Annotated in this window: 17 protein-coding genes and 2 pseudogenes; 10 read left to right on the top strand and 9 right to left on the bottom strand. The window is 68.2% G+C overall.

Annotation, left to right across the window (positions count from 1 at the left end):
* Positions 1-607: DUF2785 domain-containing protein (locus RMO85_RS02360; RefSeq protein ID WP_310526237.1), on the bottom strand; the 607-nt coding region annotated here is incomplete at its 3' end.
* 83 nt (positions 608-690) lie between these two features.
* Here RMO85_RS02360 and RMO85_RS02365 point away from each other — a divergent pair.
* Positions 691-2,184, top strand: coding sequence for a histidine kinase N-terminal domain-containing protein (locus tag RMO85_RS02365; RefSeq protein ID WP_310526238.1), 1,494 nt, complete (start codon positions 691-693; stop codon positions 2,182-2,184).
* An 18-nt stretch (positions 2,185-2,202) separates the two neighbouring features.
* Here the strand turns inward: RMO85_RS02365 and RMO85_RS02370 are convergent, their stop codons facing one another.
* A complete protein-coding gene (locus RMO85_RS02370) occupies positions 2,203-2,454 on the bottom strand; it encodes a WhiB family transcriptional regulator (RefSeq protein ID WP_310526239.1) in 252 nt (83 codons plus the stop codon).
* 222 nt (positions 2,455-2,676) lie between these two features.
* Here RMO85_RS02370 and RMO85_RS02375 point away from each other — a divergent pair, with 222 nt between their 5' ends.
* Positions 2,677-3,069 carry a hypothetical protein gene (locus tag RMO85_RS02375; protein WP_310526241.1) on the top strand — a complete coding sequence of 131 codons (393 nt, stop codon included), beginning with the start codon at positions 2,677-2,679 and terminating at the stop codon, positions 3,067-3,069.
* Positions 3,070-3,074: 5 nt separating this feature from the next.
* On the opposite strand, the gene RMO85_RS02380 is transcribed toward RMO85_RS02375, so the two are convergent.
* The 3 genes from RMO85_RS02380 to RMO85_RS02390 form a co-directional block, all read right to left on the bottom strand.
* Positions 3,075-3,920 carry an RNA polymerase sigma factor SigF gene (locus RMO85_RS02380; RefSeq protein WP_310526243.1) on the bottom strand — a complete coding sequence of 282 codons (846 nt, stop codon included), beginning with the start codon at positions 3,918-3,920 and terminating at the stop codon, positions 3,075-3,077.
* Position 3,921: 1 nt separating this feature from the next.
* Positions 3,922-4,368, bottom strand: coding sequence for an anti-sigma factor (locus RMO85_RS02385; RefSeq protein ID WP_310526244.1), 447 nt, complete (start codon positions 4,366-4,368; stop codon positions 3,922-3,924).
* Positions 4,369-4,985: 617 nt separating this feature from the next.
* Positions 4,986-6,482: a PAS domain S-box protein gene (locus tag RMO85_RS02390; RefSeq protein ID WP_310526245.1), complete on the bottom strand. Its 1,497-nt coding sequence runs from the start codon at positions 6,480-6,482 to the stop codon at positions 4,986-4,988.
* Between the two features lie 206 nt (positions 6,483-6,688).
* On the opposite strand from RMO85_RS02390, the pseudogene RMO85_RS02395 reads away from it, so the two are divergent.
* The 3 genes and pseudogenes from RMO85_RS02395 to RMO85_RS02405 all read left to right on the top strand — a co-directional run.
* Positions 6,689-7,102 (top strand): annotated as a pseudogene (locus RMO85_RS02395) (hemerythrin domain-containing protein); the annotation flags it as partial.
* A gap of 66 nt (positions 7,103-7,168) precedes the next feature.
* Positions 7,169-7,498: a DUF2249 domain-containing protein gene (locus tag RMO85_RS02400; protein ID WP_310526263.1), complete on the top strand. Its 330-nt coding sequence runs from the start codon at positions 7,169-7,171 to the stop codon at positions 7,496-7,498.
* A 148-nt stretch (positions 7,499-7,646) separates the two neighbouring features.
* Positions 7,647-7,763: pseudogene (locus RMO85_RS02405) on the top strand (respiratory nitrate reductase subunit gamma); the annotation flags it as partial.
* Between the two features lie 71 nt (positions 7,764-7,834).
* Here the strand turns inward: RMO85_RS02405 and RMO85_RS02410 are convergent.
* The 4 genes from RMO85_RS02410 to RMO85_RS02425 form a co-directional block, all read right to left on the bottom strand.
* The gene (locus RMO85_RS02410) at positions 7,835-8,338 is read right to left on the bottom strand and encodes a hypothetical protein (RefSeq protein ID WP_310526246.1); all 504 of its coding nucleotides are present in this window, start codon (positions 8,336-8,338) and stop codon (positions 7,835-7,837) included.
* Between the two features lie 276 nt (positions 8,339-8,614).
* Entirely contained in the window at positions 8,615-11,275 is a 2,661-nt protein-coding gene (locus RMO85_RS02415; RefSeq protein ID WP_310526248.1) for a multicopper oxidase domain-containing protein, read from the bottom strand.
* Positions 11,272-12,402 (bottom strand): hypothetical protein, encoded by a 1,131-nt coding sequence (locus RMO85_RS02420; protein WP_310526249.1) that lies wholly within the window; start codon positions 12,400-12,402, stop codon positions 11,272-11,274. Before RMO85_RS02420 ends, RMO85_RS02415 begins: the two co-directional genes overlap by 4 nt.
* Positions 12,402-13,007, bottom strand: a complete 606-nt coding sequence (locus RMO85_RS02425; protein WP_310526251.1) for a helix-turn-helix domain-containing protein — start codon at positions 13,005-13,007, stop codon at positions 12,402-12,404. Before RMO85_RS02425 ends, RMO85_RS02420 begins: the two co-directional genes overlap by 1 nt.
* A gap of 213 nt (positions 13,008-13,220) precedes the next feature.
* Here RMO85_RS02425 and RMO85_RS02430 point away from each other — a divergent pair, with 213 nt between their 5' ends.
* The 5 genes from RMO85_RS02430 to RMO85_RS02450 all read left to right on the top strand — a co-directional run bounded on the left by RMO85_RS02430 (position 13,221) and on the right by RMO85_RS02450 (position 20,882).
* Entirely contained in the window at positions 13,221-14,600 is a 1,380-nt protein-coding gene (locus tag RMO85_RS02430) for a pyridoxal-dependent decarboxylase (RefSeq protein ID WP_310526253.1), read from the top strand.
* Positions 14,601-14,944: 344 nt separating this feature from the next.
* Entirely contained in the window at positions 14,945-16,462 is a 1,518-nt protein-coding gene (locus RMO85_RS02435) for a molybdopterin-dependent oxidoreductase (RefSeq protein WP_310526255.1), read from the top strand.
* A 53-nt stretch (positions 16,463-16,515) separates the two neighbouring features.
* Positions 16,516-17,385 (top strand): formate transporter FocA, encoded by an 870-nt coding sequence (gene focA / locus RMO85_RS02440; RefSeq protein ID WP_310526257.1) that lies wholly within the window; start codon positions 16,516-16,518, stop codon positions 17,383-17,385.
* A 604-nt stretch (positions 17,386-17,989) separates the two neighbouring features.
* Positions 17,990-19,417, top strand: coding sequence for a nitronate monooxygenase (locus RMO85_RS02445; RefSeq protein ID WP_310526259.1), 1,428 nt, complete (start codon positions 17,990-17,992; stop codon positions 19,415-19,417).
* 355 nt (positions 19,418-19,772) lie between these two features.
* Positions 19,773-20,882, top strand: a complete 1,110-nt coding sequence (locus tag RMO85_RS02450) for a hypothetical protein (RefSeq protein WP_310526262.1) — start codon at positions 19,773-19,775, stop codon at positions 20,880-20,882.
* The last annotated feature ends 95 nt before the right edge of the window (positions 20,883-20,977 follow it).

A 20,977-nucleotide genomic window follows, 5' to 3' on the forward strand; every position in this document is an offset into this window, starting at 1 on the left:
CATTGCGCCGCAGGATCTGCATCGTCGCGGCGGCCATCCGGTCGGTTTCGCCCGACACCAGCAGCTCGGAGTCGGTCATCAGCAGCCGATCGGCGAGCACGTCGAGGAAGACGGTCAGCTCGTTGGTGGCGAAGTGCGGGGACTGGGCGAGGATGCCGATCGCGTCGGCGCCATGGGCGATGGCGTGCGCCCAGCCCTTGCCGGGCACGAAGCCGCGGACGTCCTTCTCCCGGAGGTACCAGGAGGCCACCCGGTCGCCCCAGTCGAAGACCCGCCCGCTCGGGAGCAGCAGCTTCTGGTTGTCGCGTGCCAGGCACTCGGCCAGCGCCAGCACGGAGAAACTGCGCCGGAAGACCGAGTCGGTGCCGACCTCCCCGAGGCCGACGGTGAGACCTGCTGCCATGCCGTCACCGAGGCCGGGGAGCAGGTCGTCGTAGACCCCGCGGTCGATCCAGGTGGACAACGCGGGATAGGCGGTGCCGTCGCGCTGCTCGGGATCCGGGGAGCCCAGCATCGTGGTCAGCTCGGCCGTCAGGTCGTCCAGAGGACGGTCATCGGGCACCGCGAGACCCTTAGAAAGGATCTCCTGCCAGTACCGAGTGGCCATGGCGTCATCCTGCCAGTCGATCCGCTGTGGGGCGAACCGGGGTGATCCTGATCCCGGCCGGCCCCCGGGCCTAGGCTGTGGCGGTGCCGTCTCTCCTCGAGCTCGTCCGAGCACACACCGAACTCGACGACGACGACGTCGCCTGGCTGCACCTGCTCATGGCCGACTGGCAGATCATCGCCGACCTCTCGTTCGCCGACCTCGTCATGTGGTTGCCGGATCGTGGGGGCCGCGGCTTCTGGGCGGGTGGGCAGATGCGGCCCACGACCGGTCCGACGTCGTTGACCGACGATGTCGTCGGCACGTTCGTGCCTGTGGGGCGGCGGCGGATGCTGGACGAGGCCTACGAGCACGGGCGCCTCGTGCGCGAGGGCGATCCGGAGTGGCGCGACGACGTGCCGGTCCGGGTCGAGGTGATTCCCGTGCGCCGGTCGGGCCGGATCATCGCCGTGGTGGCCCGCAACACCAACCTGCTCGGCGTACGCACTCCGAGCCGACTCGAGCTGTCCTACATGCAGACGGCCGCCGAGCTCACCCAGATGATCGCCGGCGGCTGGTTCCCGCCGTCCGGACAGCGCAGTGACCACGCGGACTCACCCCGGGTCGGCGACGGCTTCCTGCGCCTCGACGCGGCCGGCAAGGTCGCCTACGCCAGTCCCAACGCCCTCTCGGTCTATCGGCGCCTCGGGCTGCACGGCGACCTCACCAATCTCGTGCTCGCCGACCTGACCCGCGAGCTCGTGCCACCTCGTCGTCGGCCCGACGAGGAGTCGCTCAGCGCGGTGCTCGGCGGGCGGGCCGACCGGGACACCGAGATCGCCACCGACGAGGTGGCCCTGATCGTGCGCAGCATCCCGTTGCGGCCGCACGGCGAGCGCATCGGCGCCGTCATCTTGCTGCGTGACGTCACCGACCTGCGCCGACGTGATCGGGAGCTGGTCACCAAGGACGCCACCATCCGCGAGATCCACCACCGCGTGAAGAACAACCTGCAGACCGTGGCCGCCCTGCTCCGGCTGCAGGCGCGTCGGATCGATCAGCCCGAGGCCAAGGCGGCGCTCGAGGAGGCCGTACGTCGTGTGGGTTCGATCGCGATCGTGCACGAGACGCTCAGCCAGGCGGTCGAGGAGAACGTCGAGTTCGACGACATCGCGGATCGACTCGGGCGGATGGTGACCGACGTCAGCGCCGTGAGCGGCCGGGTGCGGGTGCTGCGCGACGGTTCCTTCGGAGTGCTCCCGTCCGAGACCGCGACGGCGCTGGCCATGGTGCTGACCGAGATCTTGCAGAACGCCGTGGAGCACGGCTATCCGGGGCTGGCCGACACCGTCGAGCCTGACCCGGCCCGCGAGGGCAGGATCCTGGTCAGCGTGCGCCGCATCGTCGGCCGGCTCCATCTCGCCGTGCAGGACGACGGTGTGGGGCTGCCGAGCGACTTCGACCCCGACGCAGCGAGCAGCCTGGGTCTCTCGATCGTGCGCACCCTCGTCGAGTCGGAGCTCGGCGGGATGATCGAGATGGGTCCATCCCCCCACGCACGAGGCACCCGGGTCCAGGTCGACGTTCCCCTGGACTGATGCCCGCGCGGGTGATCCTCAGGCGGTGCGGACGCGGGCGCGGGCGTTGCGACGCTTGAGCGAGCGGCGCTCGTCCTCGCTCAGGCCGCCCCAGACGCCGTGGTCCTGTCCAGCCTCCAGCGCCCACGAGAGGCACTGTTCGCGCACCTCGCAGCGTCGGCACACCTGCTTGGCCTCCTCTATCTGGAGGATGGCAGGACCGGTGTTGCCGATCGGGAAGAACAGCTCCGGGTCCTCGTCGAGGCAGGCAGAGCGCGAGCGCCAATCCATGGAGTGGGGGTTCCTCTTTCATCATCTGCAGGCTGTGTGCGGGCGGTCAGCGGAGCCCGGGCGGTCGTGTTCAGGGCACGAAAACGTGAACCGATTCACGAGCGCGTGCCCAGCGTGGCAAGAAGTGGATCGATAAACAAGCCCTGTCAGGGTCACTTCCGTCACAAAGTCACTACATCGCCCGCTCGGGCACGCTCACATCGTGCCGCATAGGCTGCCCGGGTGAACAGCGAGATTTCCTCCCCCACGCCACCGCCGCTGGTGACTGCGGCATCCGTGACGGTTGTGGAGGGCCTGGTTCTCCTCCTTCTGGCCGTGCTGGAGATCGCCAGCCTCACCGGTGGCCGGTTGACGATGGGGCTGACCACTGCGGTGTTCTTCGGGGCCTTCGGGGTGCTGCTGATGGTGTGCGGCCGGCTGATCACCCGTGGGCACACCTGGGTCAGGGGGCCGATCCTGCTCGCGCAACTGATGGCCCTCGCGATGGCGTGGAACCTGCGCGGCGGCGAGACGACGATCGTGTCCGCGGCGATCGCCGTGGTCGCACTGATCGTCATCGCCGGCATGCTGCATCCTGCCAGCATCGAGGCGCTCAACCACGCCGACGGTGCCTGAGAGTCCTACTCCTGCTCGAGCGACGTCCGCAGTTGCGTGAGGGTCTTGGTCAGCAGTCGCGACACGTGCATCTGCGAGACACCGATCTCCTCGGCGATCTGCGACTGCGTCATGTTCTTGAAGAACCGCAGGAGCAGGATCCGCTTCTCCCGCGGGTCGAGGCCCTCGAGGAGCGGCTTGATCGACTCGCGGATCTCGACGTGCTCGAGGTTGTGGTCGTCGACACCGAGGGTGTCCAGCAGGCTCGGCGGGCCGTCGTCGGAGCTGTCGCCACCGGCATCGAGGCTCAGCGTGGAGTAGGCGTTGCTGGACTCCATCCCCTCGATGATCTCCTCCACGGTGCAGCCGATGAGCTCGCCCAGCTCTCGGGGTGTGGGGGAGCGGCCCAGCTTCTGCGTCAGCTCCGCGGTGGCCGCGGTGATCTGCATGCGGAGCTCCTGCAGGCGACGCGGCACCCGGATGGCCCAGCCCTTGTCGCGGAAGTAGCGCTTGATCTCACCGATGATCGTGGGGGTGGCGTACGTCGAGAACTCGACACCGCGATCGGTGTCGAAGCGGTCGACCGCCTTGATCAGGCCGATCGTGCCGACCTGGACGAGGTCCTCGTGGGGCTCGCCGCGGTTGCGGAACCGGCGCGCGCAGTGCTCGACGAGGGGGAGGTGCAACCGCACCAGGTCATGGCGTGCGGTGGTGCGCGACGCGTCCGAGGCATCACCGTCACGAAAGATGACGAAGATCTCCGCGCTGCGTCTGCGCGTGATCTCGACCTTGGTGAGCTCGACCGGCGTGTCCTCGTCGACGGCCTCCGCACCGTCGAGCATCGCGCCGTCCCCCGTCGCGTCCTCAGTCATCTCAGACTTCTGCACCCGTCGGCAGGTCGGCCGCCCCCGCGGCCAACTGGGAGGTCATCGTGAACCTGACCCGGAACACGCCCCGGGCGGACTCCACCACGGCGTCGCTCGCCAACGTGGTGAGCACCTGCCAGGCAAAGGTCTCGAGGTCGGGCTCCGGGTTGTCCATCGCCTCCGTCGAGACCTCGACCGTCATCGTGGACCTGCCCAGGTGGAAGCGGGCGGTGATGTCGGCGCCCGGGTCGGCCTCCGGAAGCACCAGGGCGCCGGCTTCGGCGACGGCGATCCGGAGGTCCTCGATGTCGTCGATGGTGAAGTCGAGACGGGCTGCCAGCGCCGCCGTCGTCGTGCGGAGCACAGAGGCATAGGCGCCGTCGGCAGGCAACCGCAGCTCGACATCCGCGCGGCTGTGATCGCCGGTCGCGCCGTCGCCGATGGGGGCACTCACAATCTGCGTCCCGTTCTCGAGATGGGTTCGTCCAAGTGGCGTGCCGACACACTAACCGGGGCCGGCTCCTCCGTGGAGGAACCGGCCCCGGTCGGTGGCTCAGGCCTTCTTGGTCTCCTTGTGGCCACGCCTCACGGCAACGAACGGCAGCGGATGGCACTAGGGCGCTGACCTGCGCTTATGCGTTTACCGTCGTGGTCCGCCGACGGTCACCGCTGGAAATCTTGCGGACTCTCTGCGGACGGTGGGAGGCCAATTGCGTGAAATGTCATCGGTGCGTCAAAGACCATCCCGCGCCCTGATCGAAGCGGGGCTCTAGGTAGCACCGAAGGCCTGGAAGAGTCCTCGCGGGCCAGAACGGAAATCGCTGTCACAGTGATGCCACGGTAGGGCGGTGAGACCGCGAGGAGTTTCCGGCCGCGTCGGCTGCAGCACGGGGTGGCATCAACGTCGACGGCGTATCCCGCTTTAGACATTGCACCAAATAGGGACCGCAGTCGCTGCAAGCCTCGACTCGTTGGGAAAGGAGGATGTCGGCTTAGCGTTGGCTGTCGCGTTCATTTTCGCTGAGGCGTGGCCCCGCTGTGGGTCGGGTTGGCTGAGGGCAGTGGCACGGGTCACTGGCCAAGTGGGATGTCGATGCCGAACGTTGTTCCGGAGTCGCTGGTGCTGAGCACCCGGATCGTGCCGCGGTGCGCCTTTATGATCGCGGCCGCGATCGTCAGGCCGATCCCTGCGCCCGGCACCTCGTTGGCGATCGCGGTCCTTGATCGGTACAGGCGCTCGAACACGCGGCTTGGCTCCTCGTCTCCAATCCCTACTCCTGAGTCGGCAACCTCGAGTCGGGCCGAGTATCCCTGCCTGGACAGGCGGAGGATCACATCGCCGCCGGATGGCGTGAACTTCAGGGCGTTGGACAGCAGGCTGTCGAGAACCTGGGCGATGCGCTCTTGGTCGCAGTCGGCCCACAGGGGCGCGTCCGGCACCACGGCCACTACGCTCACGCCTGTCTCGCCCGCCGCGGGCAGCGCCGACTCGACCGCGTGGCGCACCACTTCCACCAGATCTACTCGGGCGGGATGGACCTCGAGGCCACCCTCCGCGATGGTGCTCAGGGTGAGCAGGTCCTGGACCAGTCGAAGCTCACGGCGTGCGTTGCGGATGATCACGGCCGTGAAATGCGCGTTCTCCGGAGTCTGGTGCCCGCTGTCGGCCATCAGCTCGGCATATCCGAGGATGGAGGCCAGAGGCGTGCGCAGCTCATGCGACACGGTCGCTAGGAACGCGTCCTTGGCGCGATTGGTTGCCTCTTGGACCTGCTGTCGCTCCTCTGCCTCGCGAATGGCGGCGAGGTTCTCGATGCGCTCGGTGATGTCGCGCACGTCCGCGAGGAAGAGCGTGCCGTCATCGGTCTCCAACGGCGCCAGCGAGACCTCGACGGGGACCTCGGTGCCGTCCTTGCGACGTCCGAACAGTCCTCCAGAGAGGCCGATGACCGGGGGGGCGTCCGGATCGGCTAGGTAGCCGACCCGAAGTGTCTCGTACGCATCCGCCAGCCTCTCCGGCATGAGCGTCACCACTGACTGGCCGATCAGCTCAGACGCCTCATAGCCGAACATACCCACCGCGCGGGCGTTGACCAGCTGGATTCGACCCTCGCCGTCCGCGACCACGATCGCGTCCGGGGCTGCCTCGACGAGCCGCCGGAACAGTCGTTCCCCGGAGCGGCTCCGGCTGACGTCACGCACCGCGGCGAGCACCAGAGCACCGTGGTCGGTCTCGAACGGCGCGAGGGAGATATCCACGGGAACCCGGGATCCGTCCTTGCGCAGGCCCACCAGATCGAGGCCGGAGGACATCTCCCTGATGCTTGGCCTCGCTCCGTACACCGCCCGCTGGCGCCGGTGAAGGTCGCGTTGGTGCGCCGGAATCAGCACCTCAACCGACTGGCCGACCATCTCGGCACGGTCGTAGCCGAACAACTGTGCGCACCGGTCGTTCAACTGAACGATATGACCTCGCTGGTCCGCCAGGAGCATCGCGTCGGGCGCGGCCGCAAGCAGCGCATCCAGGTCCTGGAAGCGTGCATCGCTGGTTGGGTCAGTAGCCGACATCAGACCTCCATCTGTCCAGTGCCGAGTTGCCCTTGATCAGCGATGGCAAACCGTCGAGCAGGTCGCGGACCGTGTTGGGGTGCTGGCCGGTGGCCGCCACGGGTGCGGCCTGTCACAGGCTCGGGCCGAGATTATTTTCCACGGAGTAGAGTGTAGTAAAACTATCGTGGGTCGTCACGTCGGCCCCCGGACGAAGGAGAGGGACCATGACCGACCACCTGACGATCGCCACCAGCGAGGCCGACGCCAGAGCCGCCGAGGCGGTCGAGCAGCACCACGCGCAGATGGCGGGAGCGCTCGCGCTCAAGACCGAGTCGCTGGCCGCGGTCGTCCGGGCCGCCCGGCCGGCCGACGTCGAAGAGGTGCGCCTCGACCTGGTTCGGTGGTGCCGCGAGGAGCTCGTGCCGCACGCCCTGGCCGAGGAGTCGACCATGTACCTGGCCGCCGGCAAGATGCCTGAGGCCCGGCTCTTGGTCGAAGCGATGTTGGTCGAGCATCAGCGGATCATTGCCCTGGTGGACCTGCTGGACACGACGTCCGAGCAGGTCGCGGCCGCGGCCCTCGCCCGTGCCCTGCGCGAGCTCTTCGAGGCGCACCTGGCCAAGGAGAACGACCAAATCCTTCCTCTCCTCGTCGCCAGCTCCGACGTGTCGGTCGCGGAGCTGCTCGGCGGCATGCACGAGCTTCTGGGGGGCGAAAGGGACTCGACCGACGTTCGGGACGAGGTCAGCGGTGGCTGCGGCACCGAAGGGCACGCCTGCGGCTGCGGGGAGTCCGACGGGCCGGCCCTCCCCGAACTCGATGCGCGTGAGATTCCGCACGCCATCCGGCACGCCACGATCTTCGGCGCGCTGGACGGCGTGCGGCCCGGCAAGGGTCTCGTGCTCATCGCGCCGCACGACCCGCTGCCGCTGCTCGCGCAGCTCGAGCAGCGGGCGCCAGAGGCGTTCACGATCGATTACCTCGAGCGCGGCCCCGAGACGTGGCGGCTTGCGTTCATGCGCCTTGTGGCCTGAGGCGCCCGGATTGGTCACCTGTGGCGCCGTCCGGGCCGAAGGTCCCTGACGTCGAGATGGATCGGCCCCCCTTTCCTCAGGAAGGTCCGACAGCGAGACAGCCCGGATCCATCGGGGGTGCCGTCATCGACGGACAGCAGAGTCCCGGCTGCCACCGCAACTTGGCCATGTCGCCTCGTTCTGGCTCTTCGCGCTGTGGCCCTTCACCCGCCTGCTGCACGTCTTCAGCGCTCCTCTGGGCTACCTGACGCGCCCCTACATCGTCTACCGCAAGCGCGACGACGCCCAGCTCGGCAGCCACCGGTCCCGCCGCGGCTGGGACCGCACTGTCGTCCGCTACTTGTCTGGAGGTTCGGTTCCACCTCGAGTAGTGAGCCCTGGAGGCTCGCTGCTGCCGCCCATGTTTGCTCGCCGGATCAGACCCGAGACCAGTTGTTGTGCCTCGCCGACGGTTGCGGTAAGGGTCTGCAGGCAAGCGTCTGTCTGGCCGGACTCCAGGGACCACTTGGCTGCCGTCATCCCCTGGATCAGGGAGTCGTTGATCTCGATCGCCTCGCGGTGCAGCAAAGCCGCCAGCTCGTGCCCTCTCCGCTCGGTCTCGGCCTGGCGTGCCCGGTCGGTGGCTCTGCCCAACAGGACGCCCAGGAGAACGATGGGCACCATGCGGGCCCCCCAGCCAGTGGGACCGAGCGTCACGTCCCGGGCCAAGACCCAGATCACGATCAGCGCAACCGCGAGCAGCCCAGCGCTCACGCCTCCGCGTTGACCGAATGCGGTCGCCGCGAGGGCCACCGGCAAGACGTACAGCATTGAATAGGCATCGACGGCGTTTCCGGCCACCAGTCGGAGCGCCAACACCGCGACGAACAGCGCGGCGATGACGGCCAGGGCGAGGCCCGGCCATCGCGAGAACCACGGCTCGCGCGGTCGCGTCCTGAGTAGAGGGGGAGATCTGTGCTCGCCATGGCTTCGAGCGTGCTCGGCGACGGTGGCTCGAACTAGGGTCCGAAGTCCCTCATCGGCAGGATCCTGTCTGTTTCTCGGCCCCGGAAGCATCGCGGTTCGCTCGGCCTGCGCCCGCACCAGCGCGCAATCGATCTCCCTGGAAGGTATGGCTCAGGGGGTGACCCGGAACAACCCGTGCGCGCCGCGTTCGGCGTCGATCATCACGTGTGAGACGAACGGATAGTCGCCGGGTTCCGGGAAGGACAGTTCGATGAATCCACCCTGGGCTGGCTGCAGGCCCAGGCTCTGCGCACCGCCCGGTCCGCGCCGGAGCAGGCGGACACCTTCGGAATACGTAGTGTCGAACAGGCCGCCGACCACGTGGAATGACGTCGGCCGGTTGGGGCCGGCGTCCAGGACCCATACCCGGACCCGCTCCCCGACGCGCGCGGCCAAGGGGGAGTGGTCGTACTGGTTGGCAAAGCCGTTGAACACGACCAGGTCGGGGTCCTCGGCGGCCAGCTTGGTGACGTCGACCTCGCCGCCCTGCATGCCGAGGTAGAGCTCAGATTGGACCAGCAGATAGTTGCGGTCGACGCGCGGCAGATGCGGTGGCTCGATGACGACCGCACCGAAGAGGCCGTTGGCGATGTGGGCCGACATCGGCATGGTCGAACAGTGATACATCCAGACCCCTGCGCGGGTGGCGCGGAAGTTGTAGGTCAGCGACTCACCTGGTGCGATGGTCCGCATCGGATCCTGCGGGGAGAGCGCTCCGGCGTGGAAGTCGATCGAGTGGCCAACCGAGCCACGGTTGACCAGGGTGATCTCGAATCGGTCGCCGACCCGGCCGTGCAGGACTGGACCGGGGGCGGTGCCGTTGTAGGTCCACAACCGTTGGGTGACGCCCGGTGCGACCTCGCGCTCGACGTCGCGGACCACGAACGTGCGCCGGTGCAGCCGGCTCTCCGGCAACGGTGGCAGGGCAGCGTCGCGGGCCGCCCAGCCCGGTGAGGGTCCGGCCATCAGGTCCAGGAAGTCTGCCGCCGGGGCGGACTGGGTCTCCTGTGGCTCGGTCTCGCTGGGGGCTTCGTCTCCTGTGGTCCCGCCGGGTCCGTGCTGGTGGGCGCCGTGATCCGTGGGTGTCGCAGCCGCCGTTGATCGCGCGACTCCGGTGGCATCGACCGTGAGCAGCATCCCCATTTGCTTGTGACCGATGACCGAGCACCAGCCCTCGAGACTGCGGCCGACGACTCCGACCTCGATGCGTGCAGTCTGTCCCGGCGCGAGCCGGCCGCTGTCGGCGCCGGTGTCGAGGACGAGGTCGTGGACGTCCTCGTCGTCGGCGTTGGTCAGCACAACCACCAGCCGGTTGCCGGCCGGGACCGAGATGGATGCGGGGGTGAACCGCATGTCGCGCGCCTCGACCGCAACCGTTGTGGTCTCGCCGGTGGCCGTGACACCTGCGGCAGCCGAGACCGTCGATCTCGCGCTCACGGCGGCCGGGTCCAAGGCGACGCCAGCGGCGACCACCATCACCGCGGCAGCGACCCCGGTCACGGCGAAACCAGCCACCTGGCCGGTCGGCCGGACGTACGGCCCCCGGCTGTCCCTCCCAGAGGCGGTTGGGGCCGACTTCGCTCGGCGCGAGGCGCGCACGGCCAGGAGCAGCAGCGGCAGGGCGGAGGCCAGCGCGACGAGGACGAGGAGCGAGGCGATGATCCGGACGGTGCTGGGCACCGGGAGTGCGCAGAGCAGCAGACCGGTGTTGGTGGCGACCAGGCGCAAGGGTGCTCCTCGGTCCAGGACGGCGCTCGCGGCCCGCACGGGCGTCGGACCTCCGCCGAGCGCGACCGGGACCAGGTAGGACAAGGCGCCGAGCAGCACCTGGGCGCCGAATCCCGCGGCCAGGAACGGTGTCAGCCAACCGAACACCTCATCGACGCGCTGCCACGAGGAGGCGGTGCCGATGCCGGCCCCGAGCGTGACCAGGGTGCCCAGCAGCCAGGTCAGCCCAGCCAGGACCGACCAGGCAGGGAACTCGGTCGGCGGCTTGCGGCGCATGGCGTCGACGAAGGCCGGAGCGGTGATGAGCAGTCCTGCGACGTACCCGACGATGCCGAGAGCGGCGAGCGGACGCAGCCCGGCGGACGCCCCTCCGGCGGCGACGACGACGGAGCAGACCAGGACCGGAAGCGCGCGAGCCGCGGCCGTCTCGGCGCCCGCGGCGATCCTGGTGCGCAGCATCGTCGGCCACAAGGTCACCAGGGTGCCCACCACGGTGAGACCGACCCAGCCCAGCAGGTTCACCGACGCGTGCGCGACGACTATCCGGGTGTGCCAGGGGTCGGTGAGGCCGCGAGCGAGCGCGGTGCCCAGCCCGGCACCGACCGGCAGGAAGCAGGCCGCCGCCACGTAGTACCGCACCGAAGAGCCGAACCGGCCCGGCAGTGCAGCACCCAACAAGCGCAGGATCGTCCAGCCGTGCCACAGGACCGCGCAACCGACCGCGGTCGCACCCAGCAGGGTGGCCGGCCAGGCATCAGAGATCACACCGGTCACAACGCCGACCGTGCCGCCGTTGAGCAGCAGGAGTCGGCGGTTCTGCCCGCGGCGGTCGTCGTGACCGGAGTGCAGGAGCGCGTCGGTGAAGTATCTGCTCCAGACCAGGATGGCGTGGCTGACCGCGCCGAGCATAAGCAGGTGGATCATCAACCAGCGCGGCGCCGGCACGAACGGGTGCACGAAAGCCACCGCGACCGTGGCTGTCAACCAGATCAGGACGGGGAGGTCGCGCAGCGGCCAGAAGCCACGGGTGCCCGAGCTGCTCACGACGGACCTCGGTTGCCGCGGATCGTCGACCCCGCAGCGACGGCCAGGAAGGACAGCACCGCCACGACGTTCAGGACACCGCCGGTGACCCAGGCGGCGTGACTGCCGAGGGCGTCGCCTCCCCAGAGCCGCAACGCCAGCGAGAGGTGCAACAGCGCGGCCGGCGCGATCAGGGCCGGATGGTACGGGAGCCGTCGGCGCAGCACCGCCGGCAGGATCACCGGGGCGTGCGCCATGATCATGGACAGCGCGAACCCGAGGAACACCGCGTGGAGCACGGCGTCATAGCGCACCCCTTCCAGGGCAGGGCCTCCCAGCAGCCAGATGGCGCCGGCGACGCCGAGCCAGAAGTAGCCCGCGAGCATGCAGCCGGCCATGTAGCGTGTCAGCCCCGACGTGTGGATCATGCGCCGGGCGACGTCGTGGGCGGCGAGCCATCCGGTCAGGAGGAGGAGTGCGGCGCCGAGCAGGGCCGTACCGGGCCGTGGCCACAGCAGAGCGGCCATCACCCCTGCCGTCAGGCCGGAAGCGAGGAGGACCAGCCGGCTGCCGGCCGAGGGGGCCATCGTGATCTTGGCCAGCTCGAGCCTCTCACCGGCGATGGTCAGCACGACGAAGCCGACCAGCCATGGAGCGAGCAGCGGGACTGCGGTTCCGCCGAGCCACAGCACGGCTGCGCCGAGGGCGAGGACGGCCCCGAGGGCCTGGACCAGCACGGCCTCGTCGCGCTGCCGATGCCACAGCGGTTGGTACAGGCCGACCAGCGCGGCAGCGCCGGTCATCAACAGGCACTGCCCAACGACCAGCGGCGCCGGCGAGACCAGAAGGAGGGCGCCAAGTCCGAGCAGGGCGGGGGCGGCGAAGCCGAGCGGGTGCTTGAGTGCCACCGCTCGCTCCAGGGCGATCAGGGTGCCCACGAAGCCGAGGACCATCAGCATCCCGTGCACCTCGGGCAGCCGGTCGACCCGCACCGGCGCGGGCAGGTCGAGCATCATCAGAGCCGCGTCGAGACCGGCGAGCAGCGCAATCCCGGCGGGAGTCAGCAGCAGCAGGCCGAGGGCGAGTCGTGCGCGGACGGCCTGGGGGCTGCGGGGGTGGCGAGGGGGCGTGTTCGTGCCCGTGCTCATCAGGGCCGCCGTGTCAGGTGCAACCGGCAGGCGCCCGGCTCGGCGAACGGCCGCAGCTCGGTGCCGTCGGGGTCCGCGCCATACTCCTCCAGCGCGCCCTGGGCGAGCCCGAGATGCACGCCACAGACGACATCGGGATACTTGTGGGCCGCCTCCAGAAGTGGGCAGCGGGTGAGTCGGACCACCGAGCTCCGGGCGTCGGCCTGCGGTGCGAACCCGACCTCGTCGAGCAGGGACACCACCTCGCGTCGGGCCGCGACCGCACTCGGAACTGGCCGTGCGCCTCGCTCGCGTGCGAGCTCGTGGCCCCACTCCCGTCCGGCGACAACCGCGTCCTCGACCGGCGAGGTGCTGGTCCGGTGGATGGCCGCAGCCAGCGCCCCGGCGAGCCCGGCGTACTCGGGAGCCGCGGCTGCGTCCCCGCCCATGGCCTCGTACAGCCAGGCCGGCCGACCGCGACCGGCCGGCGTGCTGGGGTAGCGGTGGGCGAGCCCTGCGCGCACCAGCGCGTCGAGGTGCTCGCGGACCGTGTTCGCGTGCAGCCCGGACGTGGCGACCAGCGCCGCGAGGGTTGTTGGCTCGCTCTGGTCCCGCAGCGTCTCCAACAGTGCTGATCGAGACCTGGACAGGGGCGGGCGCGCGCGGCCAGCACTGGGAAGGGGGCCATATCCGGGAGCTACCCGCGGCGGACTTGGAGGACCTACAGTTTCCACGGAAAACAGTGTAGTAAATGCATGACCAAGCTGCCACATCCGCCCGTGAAGGAGACGCGAGCGCGTCGATGACTAGCCTTGGGGGGTGGAGCCATCGAGAACGCTGTGACTGACGACGTGTGGGGCGATGAGTACCGGGTTGTTCGCGAGGCGATGGACTGGGCCGAGGCTCGGGTCGTCCGGGAGACCGATCCGAAGACGACCGCTCGTTCGGCCGAGGAGCTGCGGGAGGCGGCGGGCCAGACGGTGTGCGCGGAAGGCATTGGCGGGCACGCGGCGCTGCGATTGTTCATCGACGTACTGGAGCCGGCCACCCGCGCGCAGGATGATCCGATGAACCTGGCCTATGTCCCGTCGGCTCCGACCCGGGCGTCGGTCGCCTTCGATTTCGTCACCAGCGCCGCCAACGTGTTCGGCGGCGTGTGGGAGACCGGAGCCGGCGTGATCTTCGCCGAGAACGAGGCACTGGCCTGGGTAGTGCAGCTGTTGGGCTGGCCCCGAACGGCCGGCGGCTGCTTCGTCTCGGGTGGGACCAGCGGCAACCTGTCGGCGCTGGTCGCCGCACGAGAAGCAGCACTGGCTCGGCGAGGGAGCCGTCCGGCCCAGGGGTGGCAACTGGCGTGCGCCGGCGAGGTGCATTCCTCGGTCCGCGCGGCGGCGCGGGTCCTGGACGTCTCCATCATCGAGGTCCCCGGCGACGACCGTGGCCGCATGACCGGTGCGAGCCTCGAGCCGGTGCTGCGCTCCCACCCGGACGTGTTCGCGGTGGTCGCGACCGCCGGGACGACCAACGCCGGGCTGATCGACGACATGGTTGGCATAGCGGACTCGTGCGCGGCACACGGCGTGTGGATGCACGTCGACGGCGCCTACGGCGGGGCCGGACTGGCGGCACCTAGCGTGCGGGCGCTGTTCGAGGGCGTGGAACGCGCCGACAGCTTCATCGTGGACCCGCACAAGTGGCTCTTCGCCCCCTACGACTCGTGCGCACTGCTCTATCGTGACCCCGCATCCGCTCGTGCCGCACACGCCCAGAACGCGAACTATCTCGACCAGATCGATCGGGGGAGTTGGAACCCCGCGGACCTCGCCGTGCACCTCTCGCGTCGGGTCCGGGGACTTCCGTTCTGGTTCAGCCTCGCCACTCACGGCACCGATCGCTACGCCGCGGCCGTCGAGCGGACTCTGGACATCTCACGGACCGTCGCCGCCGCCATCAGGTCGAGTTCGCACCTGGAGCTCGTCTGTGAGCCCCAGCTCTCAGTCCTGTTGTTCCGCCGCGTGGGCTGGAACCCCGAGGCATATCGTGAGTGGTCACAGCGGTTGGCCCGCGAGGGCGTCATCCTCTGTCTGCCGACCACCTGGCACGGTGAAACCGTGTTGAGACTGGCGTTCGTCAACCCGGCCACAAAGGCCGAGCGCGTGATCAAGGTGCTGGATACCTTGGTCCAGCCCGCTGTCTCCAGCTCCTCGGTCGTCGTCTGAGCTGGCCGTCTCCAGCAGCAGCAGCGGGTTGGCCTGACCACCGAGCTCCGGGCGTCGGCCGGTGGTGCGAAACCGACATCGTCGAGTGAGGAGACCACCTCGCGTCGGCCGCGACCGTGCTCGGAGCAGGCTTGGCGCCCGCGCTGGAGTTCGTGGCCCGGAACGGCCAGCACTGGGCAGTGGTCCATAGCCGGAAGTGTGGGTGGCGAGCTCAGGAGCCAAGGTATTTTCCACGGACTTGAATGTAGTAAACTCACGTTGAAGTTGTCACATCCGCAATCTCCACGTGAGGCGCCTAGGATTTCTACGTCTCACTCCGCGTCGAATCTTGCTACGGAGCGATCATGCCCGAGTACGACTTTCCCGCCTGGCTTCGCGTGAGCCATCTCCTCAACTTCTTCTTCATCGGGTTGTTGATCCGCTCGGGATGGCAGATCATCGCCACTCATCCCAGGTTCTACTGGCGCAACGACTGCGGCCCGGGCACTGAGTGGATCAAGTTCACCAAGCGGGTGGTGCCCCCTGAAGAGGGTGCTTACATGGCCCGCGATGACGAGTCGTCGCTTCCGAGCTGGCTGGCGTTGCCCGGCGGCAAGAACATCGGGTTGGGGCGCCACTGGCACGGGCTGGTCACGGTGGCGTGGGTTGCCAACGGGTTTGTCTACATCGGGTTGCTGTTCCTCACCGGCCAGTGGCGACGCATCGTGCCGACGTCGTGGGATGTGTTTCCCTCGGCTTGGGAGTCGATGAAGGTGTACGCCGGGTTCAACGTCCCTGGGATCGAGCACTTCACTCCCTACGACTCCCTGCAACAGCTCATGTACTTCACGGTCGTGTTCATAGCGGCTCCCCTGATGCTGGCCACCGGCCCGGCCATGTCTCCCGCCCTGATCGGGCGGCACCCGTGGTACGCCAAGATGTTCGGCGGCCGACAGGCGGCCCGCTCGCTCCACTTCCTCGGCATGGCGTTCTTGACCTTCTTCACTGTCATGCACATCTCGCTGGTGTTCGTCGTGCATCCCGACCACAACCTGCCCCAGATGATGTTCGGGGTCGACGATCCCGCTCGCTTCGCCCAGGCCCTGACGGTGTGTCTGCTCGGCATTGCGGCGGTTGTCGCCGCGTGGTTGGCGATCAGCTATCTGAGCCTGGTTGACGTGCGCAAGACCCAACGCTTCCTGTTCGCCTTGTTGGAGCCGATCCGTGCCATCACGGTGAACCGGATGGTCTCGCGCACCCGCCGTGCGGACACCTACACCGAGAAGGACATCTCGCCCTACCACTGGAGCAACGGCCGCCACCCCACCCCCGAGGAGTCGCCCGAGTGGACCGCTCTGGTGCAGGACGACTTCAAGGACTTCGTGATGGAGATCGGCGCGCCCTCCTCCGACCCGGTGCGGGTGACTCTTGCCGAGCTCAAGGCCCTGCCGCAGCAGGAGCAGATCGCCATGCACACCTGCATGCAGGGATGGACGGGCATCGCGAAGTGGAAGGGCCCCAAGGTGATGGACGTGATGGCGCTGGCGGGTCCGCGTGACCCGGAGGCGGAGTACCTCATGGTCACCTCCTTCGGTCTCGCTCAGAAGATGCACGGCGACCGCCCCTTGGAGCCCTACTACTCCTGCATTCCGCTGGCGGACTGCATGGAGGACGAGACGATCCTTGCTTGGTCGATGAACGACCGGCCGCTCCCGCTCACCTTCGGTGCTCCGCTGCGCCTGCGCGTGGAGTCCATCCACGGCTACAAGATGGTCAAGTACATCCACACGCTGGAGTGGATCAAGGACTACCGGGTGGTCGGAGACGGGATGGGAGGCACCCGAGAGGACTCTGGCTACCAGGCCATCAATGCCCGCATCTGACGCCCCCCGCGGCCGTCGCAATCAGTGGCGGCTCAGAGCCCTTAAGGCTGGCCATGTCCGACCCCCTGAACGCCGCCCTGCTCACCCCGGCCCAGATGGCCCAGGCCGCCGAAGACGCCGCCTACGCCAAGGCCACCGGTCGCCCGCTGAAGTCGTTCCTGCTCGGCCTGACCGCCGGAGCCTACATCGCCATCGGTTTCGTCTTCTTCGTCACCAGCCAGGTCGGAGCCGATGAACTCGCCTGGGGATTCGCGAAGGTATTGGGCGGCATCGTCTTCTCCACCGGGCTGGTCCTGGTGGTTCTCACCGGAGCCGAGCTGTTCACCTCCTCGACGCTCACCCTCACCGCGCGGGCCAGCGGCCGGATCACGTGGGGACAACTGCTGCGCAACTGGCTCGTCGTCTTCGTGGCCAACTTCCTCGGGGCCCTGACGATCGTGGGCCTCATCTACGTCGCCGGCACCTGGCACAACGCCGATGGACAGTGGGGCAAGGTCGTGCTCGATGTCTCGAGCGCCAAGCTCGACCACACCTTCGTCGAGGCGTTCGCCCTGGGGATCCTGTGCAATCTCATGGTGTGTCTGGCCGTCTGGGCCGCCTACTCCGGGCGCACCACCACCGACAAGATCCTGGCGGTGACCCTGCCCATCGCACTCTTCGTCGCCACCGGCTTCGAGCACTCGGTTGCGAACATGTTCGTCATCCCGCTCGGCATCCTCATCTCCGACACCGCCGGCGCCAGCTTCTGGACCGACGCCAACATCAACGCCTCGTCCTACTCCGGACTTACTTGGCAGAGCTTCTTCGTGGACAACCTGCTGCCAGTCACCCTCGGCAACATCGTCGGTGGCGGAGTGATGATCGGAGTCATGTACTGGACGATCTTCCACCACCTGGACCGGCCGGGCCGGTCGAGGACTTAGCCTCGATCCACCGATGGGCAGGATCCGCCGGACATGTCCTGTTCGGGAGGGCAGGTGCGCCAGCGCGGCGCCGTTGAGGTCGGCGTGGGCCCGTTCGATGACCGCTAGCTGGCGGTGGATCTTGTCCGCGGTCACGGGTCCGAAGTCGCGGGGTCGGTGGTGACCTGTTGACGCGCCCAGACCCTGCGACCCAAGGACGTGGGCGGGGGTCGCCGAAGTTCGACTCCGAGCAGCGAGCAGAGACCAAGGTTGTCGCGTTGGGCTGCCCGATCGATCACGGTTGCCGTTCTCGACCTGGAGCCTGTCCAAGCTGGCTGACTACCTGGTCGAGCAGCGGGTAGTCCGCGACATCTCTCAGAAGGGGCGGCGGAGGCTTCTGCGTGATGATGGCGTCTCCCCATCCAGGCCGTTAAGACCTCTGAAAGACCCGCGTGGGCGGTCGGCACGGCCCGACCTGGAACGACCGACTCGCATGATGTGCGGGGTCGAGGCGGGCCGGTCAGGGTCAGGTCCCGTAAAGATGGGACGTTGGTCTCTGTTACAGCGGCACTGACGATGTCAACCTGCGGAACGTAGGTTGACATTCTCGTCGAAGGGCATTGTCGTGGCGCAGGTTCGTGAGCTACCCCAAGTCATCCAGGGCGGCATGGGGGTCGGCGTGTCCTCGTGGCAGCTGGCGAAGTCGGTGTCGTGTGCCGGGGGACTCGGTGTCGTCTCCGGGACCGCCCTCGATGTGGTACTGGCCCGGAGGCTGCAGGACGGCGACCAGGGCGGCCACATGCGGCGTGCGCTCGCAGCCTTCCCCGAACAGGGCATGGCACGTCGAGCGCTCGACACGTACTTCCAGCCCGAGGGGCGGCCCGAGGGTCGTCCCCACCGGCCGGTGCCCAAGCTGACCCTCCGACAGAGCCCCCGGCAGCAGGAGTTGGCGGTCGTGGCCAACTTCGTCGAGGTCTGGCTCGCGAAGGACGGTCATGACGGACTGGTTGGCGTGAACTACCTGGAGAAGGTGCAGATGGCCACGCCAACCGCCGCCCTGGGCGCGATGCTCGCCGGCGTCGACTACGTGCTGATGGGAGCCGGCCTGCCGCGGCAGATCCCGCGCCTGCTCGACGATCTGGCCGCGGGCGTGGTGGCGGGCGTCGATGTCGACGTGCACGGAGCCGAGCATCCGCACCGAGTGACGGTGGACCCGCGTGGTCACCTCGGTGACTCGCTCCCAGACCTGGCACGACCGCGGTTCCTGGCGATCGTCTCCGCGAACGTCCTGGCTGCGTACCTTGCCCGCGACGACTCAACGCGGCCCGACGGCTTCGTGGTGGAAGGCCCGCGTGCGGGGGGCCACAACGCGCCTCCGCGCGGCAAGCTCGAGCTCGACGACCGCGACGAGCCGGTCTACGGTCCGCGGGACGAGGTGGACCTCGACAAGCTCAGCGCCCTCGGCATCCCGTTCTGGCTGGCCGGGGGACAGGGCACGCCCGAGCGCCTGGCCGAGGCGCTCTCCCGTGGCGCCGCGGGAGTCCAGGTCGGCACCCTGTTCGCGCTCGCCGCAGACTCCGGCCTGGATCCCCAACTGCGTGACCAGTTCGTCGACCAGCTCGCCAGCGGCACGCTCGACGTGCGCACCGACCCGCGTGCCTCACCGACCGGCTTCCCGTTCAAGGTCGCCCAGGCCGCCGGGACGTTGTCCGACGCACCGGTGTACGACGCGCGCCGGCGACTGTGCGATCTGAGCTACCTGCGCACGCCGTACCAGACGCCGGAGGGCAACGTCGGCTACCGCTGCCCCGGTGAGCCGGCGCAGATGTACGTCCGCAAGGGAGGCGACCTGGCGGACACGATCGGACGCAAGTGCCTGTGCAACGCGCTGACCGCGGACATCGGGCTGGCACAGACCAGGCGCGACGGATACGTCGAGCCGCCCCTGGTCACCCTTGGTTCGGACCTGACGGGTGTGGAGGAGCTCGCCGCGCTCCGACCGACGGGCTGGTCGGCTACCGACGTGGTGGGGTGGCTGATGACTGGCACGTGATCGTCGGCGGGGGACCGTCCGTTCACGCCATCGCGCACGAACCGGGATCAGCGGGCCGGGCGCTGTGCACCAGGGCACGTGCGCCTCGCAAGATCGCTGTCCGGGATCATACGGAGACCATGCCGGCGCCAAGCGGCCCCCATCTCGGGACCTTTGACCCATTGCGACGGAAGTGGCGGTGAGCAACTCTTGGTGGGCACCGCAACGTGTGCACACAGGGTCGAGCCCATGGCCAGCTCCTGAGTGCGGTGACTTATGCCGCCGTACGTTGCCGCATCTCAATGGTTGGCTTTCCGCACCCCGGTTCAGTCAGCGGGCGCAGGGAGTCTCCCCTGCCCCAGTCAACGAGCAGAGGATGACTGTGCCCCAAATCTCACCCGCCGACGGACGTCAACGCGCAGAGCTGGAGGTCTCCAAGTTCTGGATCCAGGGCGTAGCCCTCGTGATGGCCTTCGGCTTTGCCGTCATGGGTTTCTTGGCCCTTCGGACGTACACGGATTCGATGCCACAGCCGGAACAAGTCGTAGATTCGCAAGGCGGGGTCGTCTTCACCAGTGAAGACATCACCACCGGCCAGCAGATATTTCTGCGACGCGGTCTACAACAATACGGCTCAATCATGGGGCACGGCGGATATCTCGGCCCGGACTACACGGCCGACTACCTGCGCCGCTCTTCCACCCTCGTTCTCGACGACCTCAAGAGCACCGGCATGCAGGATCCGCAGGGAGCGCTCGTCGAGATGATGCGGACGAACCGCTACGACGAGGAAACGGGTGAACTGCAATTCACCGACGAGCAGATCGACGCTTTCGGTTCTCTCAAAGGCCACTACGCCGACTACTTCGGATCCCCGACCACCCAGTACGGCTTGATGCCGAATGCAATTCCTGATTCGGCAGACATCCACGACTTGACGGCCTTCTTTGCGTGGACCGCATGGGCTGCGTCTGCTGAGAGGCCCGGACATAACTACTCCTATACGAACAATTGGCCGGCCGAGCCCCTGGTGGACAACGTTCCAACGGCCGACATCATTGTGTGGAGTGGTCTCTCCCTGGTCGCTCTGATGGCCGCGACGGGCGTGCTGTTCGGCTTGTACGGGCGCTGGAGCAAGAGCATGGGTTGGCAGCACAGCGAAGAGACGCCTGCGCTGGCTTTCCGCCAGCCCGGCGACGTCCAGGTGACACCGGCGCAAAGCGCTACCGCCTGGTTCTTCTTCGTCGTGGCCATCCTGTTCATGGGTCAGGCACTCCTCGGGGCCGCCGTCGAGCACTACCGCGCTGACCTGTCGAGCTTCTTCGGCTTCGACCTCGCGCAAGTGCTGCCCTTCAACCTCGCCCGGACCTGGCACGTCCAATTGTCCTTGTTCTGGACTGCAGCCTCGTTCCTGGCGGCCGGAATCTTTCTGGCCCCGTACATCTCGGGGCGTGAACCCAAGCGGCAGCTCTGGCTCGCTTTCTGACTGCTCTGGGCTCTCTCTGTTGTCATCGCGGGATCCTTGGTCGGTGAGGCGTTGAGCATCTTCGGCGTCGAAGCCGCCGAAGGGTCACCGTTCTG

The organism is Nocardioides sp., assembly GCF_031422975.1.
Classification (GTDB): domain Bacteria; phylum Actinomycetota; class Actinomycetes; order Propionibacteriales; family Nocardioidaceae; genus Nocardioides.

Bases quoted from the DNA above. Each gene is read 5' to 3' on its own strand.
- RMO85_RS02370 (WP_310526239.1), bottom strand. From the start codon at position 2,454: ATGGATTGGCGCTCGCGCTCTGCCTGCCTCGACGAGGACCCGGAGCTG.
- RMO85_RS02380 (WP_310526243.1), bottom strand. From the start codon at position 3,920: ATGACTGAGGACGCGACGGGGGACGGCGCGATGCTCGACGGTGCGGAG.
- RMO85_RS02390 (WP_310526245.1), bottom strand. From the start codon at position 6,482: ATGTCGGCTACTGACCCAACCAGCGATGCACGCTTCCAGGACCTGGAT.
- RMO85_RS02420 (WP_310526249.1), bottom strand. From the start codon at position 12,402: ATGAGCACGGGCACGAACACGCCCCCTCGCCACCCCCGCAGCCCCCAG.
- RMO85_RS02435 (WP_310526255.1), top strand. From the start codon at position 14,945: ATGCCCGAGTACGACTTTCCCGCCTGGCTTCGCGTGAGCCATCTCCTC.
- focA (WP_310526257.1), top strand. From the start codon at position 16,516: ATGTCCGACCCCCTGAACGCCGCCCTGCTCACCCCGGCCCAGATGGCC.
- RMO85_RS02450 (WP_310526262.1), top strand. From the start codon at position 19,773: ATGACTGTGCCCCAAATCTCACCCGCCGACGGACGTCAACGCGCAGAG.